Origin of the sequence: Vagococcus penaei (assembly GCF_001998885.1) — a bacterium.
GTDB classification, from domain to species: Bacteria; Bacillota; Bacilli; order Lactobacillales; family Vagococcaceae; genus Vagococcus; species Vagococcus penaei.
This window is the reverse complement of sequence record NZ_CP019609.1, coordinates 395,028-410,106: the sequence shown is the minus strand read 5'-3', so window position 1 is coordinate 410,106 and position 15,079 is coordinate 395,028. Positions and strand designations below refer to the sequence as shown.

General features: G+C 36.6%; 12 protein-coding genes. All 12 read left to right on the top strand.

Annotation, left to right across the window (positions count from 1 at the left end):
* Positions 1 to 4: 4 nt before the first annotated feature.
* The 12 genes from BW732_RS01925 to BW732_RS01870 all read left to right on the top strand — a co-directional run bounded on the left by BW732_RS01925 (position 5) and on the right by BW732_RS01870 (position 15,078).
* Entirely contained in the window at positions 5 to 1,150 is a 1,146-nt protein-coding gene (locus BW732_RS01925; protein ID WP_161485496.1) for a CDP-glycerol glycerophosphotransferase family protein, read from the top strand.
* 2 nt (positions 1,151 to 1,152) lie between these two features.
* On the top strand, positions 1,153 to 1,902 hold the full coding sequence (locus BW732_RS01920; protein ID WP_077275206.1) for a WecB/TagA/CpsF family glycosyltransferase: 750 nt from the start codon (positions 1,153 to 1,155) through the stop codon (positions 1,900 to 1,902).
* Between the two features lie 4 nt (positions 1,903 to 1,906).
* Positions 1,907 to 2,728, top strand: coding sequence for an ABC transporter permease (locus tag BW732_RS01915; protein ID WP_077275205.1), 822 nt, complete (start codon positions 1,907 to 1,909; stop codon positions 2,726 to 2,728).
* A 17-nt stretch (positions 2,729 to 2,745) separates the two neighbouring features.
* Entirely contained in the window at positions 2,746 to 3,921 is a 1,176-nt protein-coding gene (locus tag BW732_RS01910) for a CDP-glycerol glycerophosphotransferase family protein (protein ID WP_077275204.1), read from the top strand.
* A complete protein-coding gene (locus tag BW732_RS01905; protein ID WP_077275203.1) occupies positions 3,922 to 7,500 on the top strand; it encodes a CDP-glycerol glycerophosphotransferase family protein in 3,579 nt (1,192 codons plus the stop codon).
* On the top strand, positions 7,493 to 8,443 hold the full coding sequence (locus BW732_RS01900; RefSeq protein WP_077275202.1) for an NAD-dependent epimerase/dehydratase family protein: 951 nt from the start codon (positions 7,493 to 7,495) through the stop codon (positions 8,441 to 8,443). The genes BW732_RS01905 and BW732_RS01900 overlap by 8 nt, the downstream gene beginning before the upstream one ends.
* Positions 8,444 to 8,521: 78 nt before the next feature.
* A complete protein-coding gene (wecB, locus tag BW732_RS01895; protein WP_077275201.1) occupies positions 8,522 to 9,628 on the top strand; it encodes a non-hydrolyzing UDP-N-acetylglucosamine 2-epimerase in 1,107 nt (368 codons plus the stop codon).
* Between the two features lie 124 nt (positions 9,629 to 9,752).
* The gene (locus BW732_RS01890; protein WP_077275200.1) at positions 9,753 to 10,685 is read left to right on the top strand and encodes a YveK family protein; all 933 of its coding nucleotides are present in this window, start codon (positions 9,753 to 9,755) and stop codon (positions 10,683 to 10,685) included.
* A 34-nt stretch (positions 10,686 to 10,719) separates the two neighbouring features.
* Complete coding sequence (locus tag BW732_RS01885) at positions 10,720 to 11,418, top strand: CpsD/CapB family tyrosine-protein kinase (RefSeq protein ID WP_077275199.1); 699 nt, start codon at positions 10,720 to 10,722, stop codon at positions 11,416 to 11,418.
* A 14-nt stretch (positions 11,419 to 11,432) separates the two neighbouring features.
* Positions 11,433 to 12,200 carry a tyrosine-protein phosphatase gene (locus BW732_RS01880; protein ID WP_077275198.1) on the top strand — a complete coding sequence of 256 codons (768 nt, stop codon included), beginning with the start codon at positions 11,433 to 11,435 and terminating at the stop codon, positions 12,198 to 12,200.
* A 23-nt stretch (positions 12,201 to 12,223) separates the two neighbouring features.
* Positions 12,224 to 13,951 carry a nucleoside-diphosphate sugar epimerase/dehydratase gene (locus BW732_RS01875; RefSeq protein ID WP_077275197.1) on the top strand — a complete coding sequence of 576 codons (1,728 nt, stop codon included), beginning with the start codon at positions 12,224 to 12,226 and terminating at the stop codon, positions 13,949 to 13,951.
* 14 nt (positions 13,952 to 13,965) lie between these two features.
* A complete protein-coding gene (locus tag BW732_RS01870; RefSeq protein ID WP_077275196.1) occupies positions 13,966 to 15,078 on the top strand; it encodes a DegT/DnrJ/EryC1/StrS family aminotransferase in 1,113 nt (370 codons plus the stop codon).
* The last annotated feature ends 1 nt before the right edge of the window (position 15,079 follow it).

Genomic DNA, 15,079 nt, shown 5'->3' with positions numbered 1-15,079 from the left:
CCAAATGAAAGCGACATTGATTAGTGCGTCGAAACAAATCTATGACAAATATGTTAGAGCTGTCTCGCGTTTGAGTAAAAGTGAACAGCAAAAAGAAATTGTCTATTTGATGAGTTTTCCTAATAATGATTATGGCCTTATTGCCGCGTTAAGTGAGCGCTATAAAGTGACAGTTTTTTATACTAAGAATTGTTTGCCAGACGTCAAGCGTTTGCAAGGATTGGTCGCTGTAACCTGTCTTCCATTGGATGGGCTAAGTCATCTGACACGTTGCATTAGACAGCTAAAAAAAGTTCGTGTGTGTGTCTGTGACAACTATTTTGCTTTTTTAGGTGATATTGATAAATCTAATGGGTTAAGAGTCATTCAAATTTGGCATGCAACAGGTGCAATCAAGCAATTTGGTTATGAAGATTTGACAGCTCAAAAGCGTTCCTCAAAAGATAGGGCACGCTTTACTAGGGTCTATCAAGCTATGGACTACATTGTGGTAGGATCCGAGGCTATGGCGGATGTTTTTGAACGTAGCTACGGTGTGGCCGCTTCGCAAATTTGGCTCACTGGTTTTCCACGAACGGATTATTTAGTCAATGCAATGCAGACAAGTGTGGAGACTGATCATGAGATGTCTAAACGAACCATCGTTTATTTACCAACATATCGGGAGAATTTGTCTCCAACTTACCCATTAGATATTCAGCAACTGGAACAAGCCCTTGGTGATCATTACCGATTGATTATTAAAGAGCATCCACATAGTTTGTGGCAAACAGCTGAATTGTATCAATCATCATTTGTCACTTATGCGAATGCAAGTGTCTCCGCAGATGATTTGGTTCAACAAGCCGATGTCTTACTAACTGATTATTCATCAGTTGCCTTTGATTACGCACTTATTAAACCACATGGGCGTTTAGTCTTTTATTGGTATGATGAAGCGACTTACGGTCAAACGACTGGTCTACAACCTAATATTAAAGCGATGTTACCACCAACAGTGTGTCACACAACAACAGATGTCATCGCTCGTATTTTAGATGAAAAGACCACTGATTTAACAGATTTCAAACAAATGTGGCATACTTATAATGATGGGCAGGCAATTGAGCGCTTATTAGATAAAATTACAAGAGAAATGGGTGACGCATAACTATGGCGTATCAAACAGAGAAAATTTTAAATACGACGATTGATATTGTGACAATGAATGATATTATTGCTGACTTTTCTCGTGCCTTCAATTTAAATGAAAAGATGACTTTAACTAGTGTTAATCCACAAATTATTTTAATGTCTGAGGAAAACCCTCAAGTGAAGCAATTTATTGAAACATCCACACATCGTTTTCCTGATGGTATCGGGATTGTTAAAATGTCTCAATGGACTGGTGGCAATATTCACACAAGAGTTGCGGGAATCGATGTCATGCATGAGGCTTTAGCCTATGCGAATCGTCATCAAAAATCAATTTTTCTTTTTGGTGCTAAGCCAGACGTGATAAAACAAGCAGCAGCTAATATTCAAAAAGACTTCCCTCGTTTAACATTAGGTGGCTATCTAGATGGCTATACTGATTTATCTGATGAAGCCATCGTTAATAAGATTCAAGAAAGTCAAGCAGATATGCTATTTGTTGGACTAGGCTCACCACGTCAAGAATTATGGTTAGCCGAGCATATTGACGCTCTACCTTGTTTAATTTATCAGACAGTTGGTGGCAGTTTTGATGTAATCAGTGGGTTCGTCAAACGAGCGCCCGACTTTTTTATCAAGACCAATTTAGAATGGGTCTACCGATCTTGTAGTGATTTAAAACGACTAAATCGAATGGGTCAAATTCCTGTGTTTATTAGCAAAGCCTATCGTTGGCATGCGGCACAGAAAGACATTAAGGAGAGTTAATAAGTTGAATGATGTAAAGACAGTTTTATTAGAGCAGTTTCAAAATTTTGGTATTACACGTCGAATTTCCAAATATGAGGAAAAGGCGACTTATCAAAGTCATTATTTAGGTTTGATTTGGCAATTCTTAAATCCGGCTATTCAAATAGGGATTTACTATCTTGTGTTTGGAATTGGTTTAAGTAACGGACGTGAAGAAGATGGCGTTCCTTATATTGTTTGGATGTTAATCGGGATTATTGCTTGGTTTTTCATTAACTCGTCAATTTTAGGTGGGTCTAATAGTATCTATAAGCAAGTTGGTATGGTCTCAAAAATGAAGTTTCCTGTGAGTATCTTACCCACAGTTAATATGGCAAGTAATTTTGTGAGTTATCGTGCGATGATGGTCGTTTTACTAGCGACAATGTTTGGCTTTGGCGTTTATCCCACGATTTATTGGTTACAGTATTTATACTATTTCTTTTGTATGATTGCTTTTCTATTTGCCTTTGGTATTTTAAATTCAACAATTACGGTTTTAGTGCGTGACTATCATATTATGTTACAATCAGTTTTACGGTTACTATTTTATATTTCGGGTCCAATTTGGAATTTCTCGACTAATTCAATGTTTAAAGGTAGACATGCCTGGTTTATCCATATTTTAGAATTAAACCCGATTTATTATATTATTAATGGTTTTAGAGATTCTTTCTTATCACGTGCGTGGTTCTGGGAAAAAGGAACTCAGACAATTTTCTTTTGGTTAATCGTGATGGTGTTAATGATTATTGGATCACACATTCATATGAAATTTAGAGCGCGTTTCGTTGATTTCATTTAAAAATAGGAGATAAAGAGATGAAAAAGTTTATCGAAAAAGTTATAAGTCAACTATTTACCGTTATTGGGCGTTTCCCTAAAGCAAAACTTGTTTATTTCGAAAGCTTTCATGGCAAGCAATACAGTGATAATCCGCGAGCAATCTACCAGTTTATGGAAAAAAACTATCCTGACTATCAGTTAGTATGGGGAGTGACAAAAGGGTATGAAGAGCTATTTGAGTCTCTTCATATTCCTTATGTGACTCGTTTTTCAATAAAGTGGTTTTTTATTATGCCACGCGCAAAAACGTGGGTCATCAATACTCGGACACCGTTGTGGCTAACAAAACCTAAAACAACCACTTACCTGCAAACGTGGCACGGTACACCACTAAAAAAAATTGGTTGTGATATTAAAGATGTAAAAATTCCAGGTTACACTAAAGAAAGCTATAATCAAGAAGTTGCTCAAGAGGCTGCTCGTTGGGATTATTTAATCGCGCCTAACCAGTATAGTGAAGATATTTTTAGACAAGCCTTTCACTATCAAGGGGCTATGCTTGAATATGGTTATCCACGTAATGATGAACTTTATCCTAGTGATGATCAAGGGCAACAAATAATGGCTATTAAACGTCGCTTAGGTATTCCATTTAATCAACGTGTAGTTTTATATGCACCAACATGGCGTGAGACTGAAACACATAATGGCCGCAGTTATGATTTCACATTAAATTTTCCATTCGATGAAATAACGGATAATTTTACTGATGACTTATTTTTACTAGTCCGTATGCATTATTTGGTTGCGAAAGACTTTGATTTTAGCGATCAAGTCAATATTCTCGATGTGTCAACTGGTGTAGATATGAGTGATTTATTGCTTGTCAGTGACTTACTTATAACTGACTACTCATCATGTATGTTTGATTACAGTCTAACGAATCGACCAATTATTTATTATTTACCTGATAGAGCCGAATACGAAAGAGAATTACGAGGATTTTATTTTGATTTAGATCACTTGATTCCTGGCCCAATTGCCAATCATCGAGCTGATTTACTTCGTTTATTAGTGAAATTCATTCACTATCCAGAAAAACTAAAAACTGATACGTACACGCAATTTAGACAACTATTCTCTGAAAGAGAAACGGGTCATAATGCGGAATTAATTGTACGACAAGTGTTTAAAGATGAAAGAGGGATTTAATTGGGAGTTAAACAAAATGTTAAACGTCTTGTCACACCAGCGCTTAAGCCGAAGTTATCTGCGAGTGGTAAGATTATTGACACGTATACAAAATATTTTAAAACAGAGAGTGTCGTCCCTGAGACATTTTTATTTGAAAGTCGTGACGGGCAGTCAATGACGGATTCTCCGCTTGCTATTTTTGAGTATTTATTAGCGCAAGATACCGATAAGAAACAAACATTTATCTGGAGTGTCGTTCAATCAGAAGAATTAGCAATTATTCAGCGAAAATATGTCAACATGAGTAATGTCCATTTTGTCGTTCGCGATTCAGATGAGTATCTAAAATGGCTTTGCCAAGCGCAGTATTTAATTAATAATGCAACATTCCAACAATATGTCATTATTAAACCTGAGCAAACTTATATTAATACATGGCATGGCACACCGCTGAAAACAATGGGATATGATATTCCTGGAAATCCATCTGGTGCTAAAAATGTTGTGCGCAATTTTTTTATGTCCTCTTTTTTAATTAGTCCAAATGATCATACTAGCCAGATGTACTTGGATAGTTATCGTTTACGTGGTGGCTATGAAGGGCAAGTATTAGAAGCTGGATATCCACGAATTGATCAAACGTTTAAAACCAATCATGATGAACTATTAAAGTTATTGTTTGAATTTAAAAAACAAATTGATTTAAGTAAAAAAATTATTATGTACACACCTACTTGGAAAGGCTCTAATATTTCAAGTGCACGAAATGACTTAGAACAAATCCATACTGAATTGGCATCTATCCGATCAGAGTTTGGTGACCAGTACAATGTTTTAGTTAAGGTACACCCATTTTTATATAAAGCTGCTAGCACATATGATAAATTAGCACCATACTTAATTCCAGATTGTCTGGATACAAATAAAGTCCTTGGTATTGTGGATGTTTTAATTACAGACTATTCCAGCATATTCTTTGATTTTTTAGTTACGGACAAACCAATTCTTTTTTATTGTTGGGATGATGATTTATACACAAGTGATCGTGGCAAGTATTTTGAGTACGACGAACTGCCTGGACCTGTTGCATTTACGTTAGAAGAGTTAAAAACAAATATTCGTCATTTGGAGCAAGTCACTGAGAAAAGTCGCGCCAACTATGAGTTATTTAAAACACGGTTTGTGCCGTATGATGACGGTCAAACGACTAAACGCTATGTGGACTATATTTTGTATGGTAAATTACCAGAAACAAAGCCATTTAATATTATCCAGTCACCTAAAAAAACAAAGTTATTGATTTATCCTGGTGGCATGCGGAATAATGGCATTACAAGTAGTTTAATTAATCTTATTCAAAATATTGATGCTACTGTATATGATGTGACGTGTTTCTTAGACCAACCACGATCAGCTGAACAAATTGCCAATATCCGCCAATTACCAAAAACCACACATTTACTCTTTCGTTTTGGTGCATCTGATTATACGGTTAAAGAAGCTTACCAAGATTTACGGATTCAAGCACGGGGATTTAAGCACGAATCACAGTACCCAAATGAAATTTATCAACGTGAATGTTTACGCTTATTAGGTAATCAGCATTATGATGTGGCTATTGACTTTAGCGGGTATAGCCTTTATTGGGCCAAAATTCTATTAGCTAGCACAGCTAATACTAAGATGTGTTACATGCATAGTGATATGCAATCTGATATGGATCGTACAGTTAATGGACGTAAAGTGCATAAGGTTAATTTACGCGGCTTGTTTAGTCTCTATCACCGCTTTGATTACTTAGTATCGGTGTCTGACACTACTCGACAAGTTAATGTAACCAATCTACAAAAATATGCCGCACCAGAAAAATTTGTTTATAGCCCAAATACGATTAATCCTGACCGTATTTTAGGCAAGGTAACCGATGAGTCGGAAACAGTCATTGCTAAAACAAAAATTTTACCAAGAACTGGCCGTATACTAATAGATCAGGATTCTGTTTTAATCGGTTATAATGCTCGACCGGATTTTTGCTATGCTAAAGAACAACGTCTTGAAATTAAACAGCAAGAGGTTGATGTTTTAGGCGAATTTACCGATGGCGAGGATACCTATTATAAAATTAGTCAGTCTAATTGCTATCTTGGATGGGTCAAAGAAACTGATATTGAAGTATTGCCAGATAGTGTGTTGGGCCAAGAAGAAGTTTCGTACTTTGGTAAAATAGCGACAAGTTCTCGTAATCAATTATTTGATGGGCCGATTGGTTTAGAAGAAACAGTGAGGCTTGGGAATGCTCACTACTTGCGTAACGTATATGTGACAGTGCCTAATGTTATCGCGACACATACAATGCAATCAGTTCCAGTAAGAATTGATGGCAAACACTACGGCTATTTACCACTATCAACGATTCGTTTATCAAAACGATTTAATCAATCATCAACAGGTAAGGTTTCAGTCGCTAAAAAGTTAGGTCGTAAGATCATCACAACGTTTAATCGAGTGAATCGTCGTAAAAAATTAGCTCGCTTAAAAGAGCAAACAATCAAGCGAATTAACTTCTTAGATTATTATCACAATTCGTTACCAATTGATTTGACAGGTTTTGTGTCACCAAATCCTGAAGCAGAAAAAATCTCTCTTGGTACAATGGACACAGTGTACGTTCACTCATTAAATACAAATAGTTACGGTAACTGGTATTTAATTCAAAGAATGGATAAAACTTTTGTTTGGGTGCCACAAGATCAATTATCTTTAACAACAATCAATGAACCGACTATTTATTCAGAAAATGATACTTTCTATTATGTGTCATTATTGCCTAGTGAAATAAACGTGTATTCGACACCACAAAATATTTTAAGCAATCAAAGTCAGTTAGTTAAATCTTTAGATACAGTGAAAGTAGTGCGTGAGCTAGTCGTAACAACTGCTAAAGTGTATTTACAAGTTGAATGGCACGATAAATTAGTTTGGGTAGATCAAGAGGATACTGAAAAGAGCTTAGCCTATGGCATGTTTAATAGCGAAGGTTATTATATTCCTTACCCGAAAGCTGATGAGATTAATTTTGTTACGATGGGACGTTTGTCACCCGAAAAAAATCAAGTGCAATTAGTTGATGCTTTTGCAGCCTATTATGCCGAGCAACAAACTGGCTATCTTTATATCATTGGTGCTGGTACTGAAATGAAGGCTTTAAAAGAAGCTGTTGAAAAACACCAACTTGAAGATCGTATTAAATTAGTCGGACAAATAGCTAATCCGTTCCCATTCATGAAGCGATGCGATGTTTTTGTTTTAACCTCTTTATATGAAGGACAACCAATGGTATTATTAGAAGCAATGACACTCGGCATGTCAATTATTTCAACGGATATACCTGCTTGTCGAGATGTCTTAGAGGATGGACGCTTTGGTTATTTAACGGCGACAAATGATGTATCTGGTGTTAAGCAAGCCATGACGGTTGTCGCTAAAGGTGATGTGCACTTTGAATCATTTAATCCTTATGCTTATAACCAACAAGCGATTCAACACTTTTACCAGTTTATCAATCATGAATCCAAGGAGGAATTAATACATGAGTAACTACTTAATTACCGGTGGAGCCGGTTTTATTGGCTCAAACTTAGCGAATCATTTAATGACTAACGGTCATCATGTAGTGGTTGTTGATGATTTATCAATGGGGAAAAAAAGTAATCTAATGACGTCAGCAAACTTAGAGTTTATTGAAGGAAATGTGACGGATGCCCATTTAATGACAGAATTGTTAAAAACAACAAACTTTGATTATATCTTCCACCTAGCAGCGATTGCTAGTGTGGCTGATTCAGTTGAACGTCCAGTTGAAACACACCAAGTAAACTTTGAGAGTGTTCTTTTACTATTAGAATTAGTTCGTCAGTATCAGCCTGATTTAAAAAGATTAGTCTTTTCATCATCAGCAGCTGTCTATGGGGATGAACCAACATTACCAAAAGCCGAAGAATCTGTTATTCGACCTTTGACACCTTATGCAATTGATAAATTTGCTGCTGAAAAATATGTATTGGCTTATAATAATTTATATCAGGTACCAACAGCAGCTGTCCGTTTCTTTAATGTTTACGGACCAAATCAAAATCCAGCTTCACCATATTCTGGTGTAATTTCGATTATGATTGATCGTTTTTCAGCGGCTAAGGCTGGTGAAAACACAAGCTTCACATTATTTGGCGATGGTCAACAAACTCGCGACTTTGTCTACATTGAGGATGTCATTCAAGCCTTGCTATTAGTTGCTGATAAAGACGTGGCTCGAGGAAATGTTTTCAATGTTGGGACAACCAATCAGACCACCTTGACTGATTTATTAGATTTATTAGCGCAATTAACGAATGTCTCAGTTCCCGTAGTCAAAGAAGCTGAACGTCAAGGGGATATAAAAGAATCTTATGCTGATATCAGTCAGCTACAAAGTCTAGGCTACAAGAGCCATTACTCAGTCAAAGACGGCTTGGAAAAATATCTAGCATATATCCAGTTTTAAGCACGTCTGACAAAGATTTCCAAGAGGGAGTAATTTCCCTCTTTTTTTTTAGAAAAGTTTGGAAAGGAACTAACTACTATGAAGAAAAAAATAATGAGTATTTTTGGGACACGCCCTGAAGCAATCAAGATGGCACCATTAGTTAAAGAATTAGAAAAAAAGTCAGATACGTTAGATTCAGTAGTCGTGGTAACAGCACAACATCGTGATATGTTAGACCAAGTTCTTGATAGCTTTTCAATCGTTCCCGATTATGATTTGAATATCATGCAACCTAATCAATCCTTATCACAGCTGACAAGTCGTGTCTTGATGCAACTAGACGATATTCTGACCCAAGAAAAACCAGACTTAGTATTAGTCCATGGTGATACGACAACATCATTTGTAGCGAGTCTGGCCGCATTTTATCACCAAATAAAAATTGGTCATGTTGAAGCAGGCCTTAGAACGTGGGATAAATCGGCACCCTTTCCAGAAGAGATGAACCGCCAAATGACCGATGTGTTAACGGACATTTATTTTGCGCCAACGGAACTTAGCCGTCAGAATCTTTTAAAACAAAATATTGACGCTGAAAAAATCTATGTGACTGGCAATACAGTTGTTGATGCCTTACAGCAAACAACGCGTGAAGGTTTTACGCATCTGGTTGCTGATAAATTAACAGCCAGCCATCAAAAGATACTCTTAACCATGCATCGCCGTGAAAATATCGGTGAGCCGATGCGTCAAGTCTTTGCCGCCGTCCGTAAATTAGTCGATGACTTAGGAAATGTTGATGTGATTTATCCAGTCCATCCCAATCCTAAAGTGATGGCACTAGCTGAAGAATATTTAGCTAATCACCCACGTATCTTTCTTATTGAACCAATGGAGTTGATTGATTTCCATAACTGTATGGCGGAAGTCGACCTAATCTTGAGTGATTCGGGTGGCATCCAAGAAGAAGCGCCTTCGTTAAAAAAACCTGTCCTTGTTTTACGCGATACAACAGAGCGACCAGAAGGACTTGAAACGGGGATTTTGACCTTAGTTGGAACGGACGGCGAGACAGTGTATCAAACTGCAAAACGGCTATTAACGAATCAAGACCTATACAATCAAGCAACTTTAGCCGATAATCCTTATGGAGATGGTCATGCTAGTCAGAATATCGTGACAATTATTAAACAATTGCTATAATGAGAGTTTATTTAAAAATCGGATGTTTTTATGAGTAAATCGGATATTTCTTATTAAATAACGATTGTGTTATGATATACTAAAATGGTTAAAATTGTCTTATGCCAGATTACGGAGGGGAAAAATGGAAGAAACAATTAGTTTACAGGAAATTTTGTCATTATTAAAGAAAAAAATATTGATTATTTTGGTCTTTATTTTTATTGCTTTGGGGATATCAGCTATTTTAACTTTTTTCGTTATTACACCAAAGTATAGTTCAACAACGCAATTGATTGCGACAGCTCAAGAATCAAAAACGGGGACTGTCACGCAAGATGCGGTTAATACCAATCTATTAATGATTAATACCTATAAAGATTTTATTAAGGGGAACGTCGTTATGGAAGAAGCCACTGATATTTTAGCAAAAGAATCTGGTTTTAAGGGGACCAGTAAAAGCTTAAGCGAAATGATCAGTGTTGAACAGACACAAAACTCGCAAATGTTTTCAATTAAAGCAACAGCTGAAAATCCAGTTGAAGCAGCTAATATGGTCAACGTTGTGGCATCAGTTTTCCAAAAAGAAGCAAAAAAATATACGAGTGCTGATAAGGTGTCAATCATCTCAAAAGGCGAAGTTAACGAGCAGCCTGTGTCACCAAATAAAACAATCAATTTAGCGATTGGAGTTATTTTAGGTTTTATTATTGGGGTGGGAATTGCACTATTATCCGAACTCTTTAATCGGACGGTTAAATCACAAGAATTTGTGACAGAAACGCTAGGTCTACCAATCTTGGCCGCAGTACCGTCATTTGATAAACGTCATATGAACCAGCTGAAAAAAACACAGATTTCTGTCATGGAAGAAGGCAATATTACTTTTGAGACAGATAATGTTATGCGTGATATTTCGATGGAAGTCGATGGCTTAGACCGTGATTTAGAGTTTAATGATCAGACTATTGACTTATCAGATATTAATCTTTCAGAATTAACATCTGAAATCAAAGAGGATCATGAGGATTCATCAAGACCACCTTATCGTCAATTACCATCTCGACGCTCACGATAGCTATCGAACTATTTTAACAGGGGGAACTACACTAATGGCTAGAAAAGAAAAAAATAAATTAAGTCGACCGACTGGCTCTGTCTTATTTACTGTGGCCGATCCAAAGTCACCAACCTCGGAGCAATATAAAACACTACGGACTAATATTAAGTTTTCACAGGGTGATCATCCAATTAAATCGATTGTTATGACTTCAGCGGGTTCTATGGAAGGTAAATCAACAACTGCCGCTAACTTAGCTGTCGCTTTTGCCCAATCTGGACTAAATACGTTATTAATTGATGCTGATTTACGTCGACCAACATGTCACATGACATTTGATTTAGAAAACACTAAAGGGTTATCTAATCTAATCAGTATTCGTAGCATGTCACTACAAGACGTGACACAAAAAACTGAAATCAGTAATTTATCCGTGATTACTAGTGGGCCTAAATCACCGAACCCATCTGAATTATTATCATCTGCACGGATGCGTAAAGTCATCAAGATTATCAGTCAATACTATGATTTTGTCATTTTTGATATGCCGCCTGTCGTCCAAGTAACAGACGCACAAATTATCGCGTCCCAAGTTGACGGCGTGGTACTATCAGTTCGAGAAGGCATCACTAATAAACTTATGTTAACGAAAGCCATGGAGCTACTGAACCAAGTACAAGCTAACGTTATCGGTGCAGTTTACACTGGTGTGGAAGATAGCCATGGCTATTATGCTTACACATATAACTAAAGGAGGCTGACAACATGACAGTTGATATTCATTGTCATATTTTACCTGGCGTTGATGATGGTGCAAAAACGTTAGAAGATTCTTTAGAGATGGCTCGTGTAGCCGTCTCTGAAGGTATTACCCATATATTATGTACTCCTCACCACAATAACGGCGTCTTTACGAATGAAAAAGACACCGTCATCACACAAGTGCAAGACTTGCAAGATGCGTTAGACGATGCCGGTATTCCACTAATTGTTCTAGAAGGACAAGAAGTCCGACTATCTGGAGACCTACTAGACCGTATCAAAAAAGATACGATATTATTTGCTGATTTGAATAATATTTATATTTTGATTGAATTTCCTGCTGCAACTGTTCCTGCTTACGCCGAACAAGTCTTATTTGACCTTTGTACAAACGGCTATACACCAATCATCGTTCACCCCGAAAGAAATACAGCGATTATCCATAATCCCAATATTTTATTGCCATTTATCGAAATGGGTTGTATCACACAGGTAACAAATGCAAGTTATGTAGGTGAATTTGGTAAAGAAATTGAAAAAACAGCGAAATTATTAATCAAACATAATTACGCGCACTTACTTGCATCCGATGCTCATAACACTGAGCGACGTGGTTTCTTCACTGCTGAAGCTTTAGCAAAATTAGAAAAAGAATTTGGCGAAGAAAAGCTAGAATACTTTAAACAAACCGCAAAAGATGTGATTAATGGTGATAGAACGCATACTCTTCCTGAGAAAGAGTACCGCAAGAAATTTTTAGGATTGTTTTAAAAAAATGAAGGAAGTGTTGTTTTATGGGGAGACGAATGAAAATTGCCGTATTAATGAGTGTGGACTCATTGATTATTATTTTTTCGGCAATGCTAAGTTATATTTTTATTGAATCCTACGCTACCGTATCACTACGATTTGTATTGTATCAAGTCGTAGTGTCATGGGTAGCTTATATAGTTTTAGGATCAGTGCTAAACGTATTTAATCGCATTAATCGTTACACTGGATTGAATGCGATTATTTCTATTTTCACCACATTGACTATTGTGTTAGCATTTGAATTAGTTATTTTTGTGATGTTAGATGTTTTTAATACAGAAGTATTAGTCGCACAAATTGTTTCATCATACTTTTTATCATTAGCTCTAATTATTGGTAGTCGTATTATCTGGCGTGTTATTGTCGATCAATCACCTTGGGCTAGAGAAAACATTTCCGTTAAAAAAAAGATGGAAAATGTCTTGATTCTTGGTGCAGGTGATGGTGGCGAACTACTATTTAATGCTCTAAGAAAACATCAACAACAATGTAAAATTGTCGGTTTTCTTGATGATGATCCAAATAAAGTGGGTATGGTTTTAGGTGGCAAAAAAGTTTTAGGAACCTTTGGAGCATTGCCAGAGTTAGTCTCTGACTATGAGGTTGATAAATTAATTGTGGCAATCCCATCAATGACCGCTAAACAGTACGAACGGTTACTAGATATTACCAATCCTTTAGATGTTGAACTAAGTTCGATGCCTTCTATCGAGGAGCTATCAATGAATGGTAATACGTCACCCGCCCAACTAAGAGAAATTGATGTGGTTGACTTATTAGGTCGTGATGAAATTAAGTTAGACGTAGATGCTATCAAACAACAAGTAACCGGAGAAACAGTTATGGTGACCGGTGCTGGTGGTTCGATTGGCTCTGAGATTTGTCGTCAAGTGATGATGTTCTCACCTGAGCGCATTATTTTACTAGGTCATGGTGAAAATAGTATCTATCAAATCCATCGTGAATTACAACAAACATTTCGTGAAAAAAACACCGAACTAGTCCCAGTGATTGCTGATATTCAAGATCGACATCGCTTGGATGATATTATTGGTAAGTATCAGCCAAAAATCATCTATCATGCTGCGGCTCATAAGCATGTTCCTTTAATGGAATACAATCCATCTGAAGCAGTGAAAAATAATATTTTTGGGACAAAAAACGTCGCTGAAATGGCGTTAAAACACCAAGTACAATCATTTGTGATGATTTCTACAGATAAAGCCGTTAATCCGCCAAATGTCATGGGTGCAACTAAACGAATTGCTGAGATGATTGTAACTGGCTTAAACAAACATGGCGTCACCAAATTTTCAGCGGTACGCTTTGGAAACGTACTAGGTAGTCGAGGTAGCGTAGTCCCAATCTTTAAAGAACAAGTCGCTAAAGGTGGCGAAATCTTTATCTTAGATATGGGTGAGCCGGTAAAAATTGTTGATTTGGCTAAGAAAATTATTAAATTAAGTGGGCACAGTGAACATGAGATACGAATTGTTGAAAGTGGTATTCGTCCTGGTGAAAAACTATATGAAGAGTTATTAGTCGATAAAGAACGCTCGCCAGAACAAATCCATGATAAAATATTTGTGGGGACTGTTAATGGCTTTAGTTATGAAGAGGTCATCGAAAAAGTCACTGATTTACCAGTGAGTGACCAAGAATTAGCTAAAGAACTAATCGCCTATGCGAAAAAATCGAGTGAAGGATAGTGGAGGGGAAGTAAATGAAAGACCGATTATTTTTATCATCACCACATATGAGCGATGAAGGATATGAGCAAGAATATGTAAAAGAAGCATTTGACACAAATTGGATTGCACCTTTGGGTAAAAATGTCAATGAGTTTGAAAATGAATTAACTGATAAAGTAGGTATTAAACATGCAGCTGCGCTATCATCAGGAACTGCTGCCATCCATTTAGCTTTAAAAAGTGTTGGTGTGGGTGAAGGAGATATTGTTTTTTGTCAATCGTTAACCTTTTCAGCAACAGCCAATCCTATTATTTATCAACATGCAACGCCAGTTTTTATCGATAGCGAGAGGGATACATGGAATATGGATCCAGTTGCTTTAAAAAATGCTTTTGAAAAATATCAACCGAAAGCAGTACTTGTAGTTCATCTTTACGGTCAATCAGCTAAAATTGATGAAATTAAAGAAATTTGTGATGCACACAATGTTCCATTAATTGAGGATGCTGCTGAAAGTTTAGGAACGACATTTAATAATCAATATACAGGAACTTTTGGTGAATTTGGTATCTTCTCATTTAATGGTAATAAGATTATTACAACGTCTGGTGGGGGCATGCTCGTATCAAATGATGAAGAAGCTATTAAAAAAACTCGTTTTTGGGCTACACAAAGTCGCGATCAAGCAAGACATTATCAACATTCTGAATTAGGTTTTAATTATCGTATGAGCAATGTAGTCGCAGGTATTGGTCGTGGACAGTTGAAGGTATTAGATGCTCGTGTTACTAAAAAAAGAGCGATTTTTGATTTATATAAACGTGAATTAGGTCAAATTGAAGGTATTGAGTTTATAAGTGAACTACCTAATGAATATTCTAATCATTGGTTGTCACCCATGCTATTAACAGGTAAAGTTACTCCAACAGAAGTGATGGATGCACTCGAAAAAGAAAATATTGAAAGTCGTCCTGTTTGGAAACCAATGCATCTGCAACCATTTTTTGAAGAGTATGATTATGTTGGTTCTGATGTGGCTGAAACGCTGTTTAATCAAGGAGTATGCTTGCCAAGTGATACTAAAATGACAGAATCACAACAATTAGAAGTTATTAAAATTATTAAAGAACTATTTGGAGAATAGA

What these genes read in the sequence shown, in the direction of transcription:
- BW732_RS01925 (WP_161485496.1), top strand. Translation starts at nt 5, where the DNA reads ATGAAAGCGACATTGATTAGTGCGTCGAAACAAATCTATGACAAATAT.
- BW732_RS01920 (WP_077275206.1), top strand. Translation starts at nt 1,153, where the DNA reads ATGGCGTATCAAACAGAGAAAATTTTAAATACGACGATTGATATTGTG.
- BW732_RS01910 (WP_077275204.1), top strand. Translation starts at nt 2,746, where the DNA reads ATGAAAAAGTTTATCGAAAAAGTTATAAGTCAACTATTTACCGTTATT.
- BW732_RS01900 (WP_077275202.1), top strand. Translation starts at nt 7,493, where the DNA reads ATGAGTAACTACTTAATTACCGGTGGAGCCGGTTTTATTGGCTCAAAC.
- wecB (WP_077275201.1), top strand. Translation starts at nt 8,522, where the DNA reads ATGAAGAAAAAAATAATGAGTATTTTTGGGACACGCCCTGAAGCAATC.
- BW732_RS01890 (WP_077275200.1), top strand. Translation starts at nt 9,753, where the DNA reads ATGGAAGAAACAATTAGTTTACAGGAAATTTTGTCATTATTAAAGAAA.
- BW732_RS01885 (WP_077275199.1), top strand. Translation starts at nt 10,720, where the DNA reads ATGGCTAGAAAAGAAAAAAATAAATTAAGTCGACCGACTGGCTCTGTC.
- BW732_RS01880 (WP_077275198.1), top strand. Translation starts at nt 11,433, where the DNA reads ATGACAGTTGATATTCATTGTCATATTTTACCTGGCGTTGATGATGGT.
- BW732_RS01875 (WP_077275197.1), top strand. Translation starts at nt 12,224, where the DNA reads ATGGGGAGACGAATGAAAATTGCCGTATTAATGAGTGTGGACTCATTG.
- BW732_RS01870 (WP_077275196.1), top strand. Translation starts at nt 13,966, where the DNA reads ATGAAAGACCGATTATTTTTATCATCACCACATATGAGCGATGAAGGA.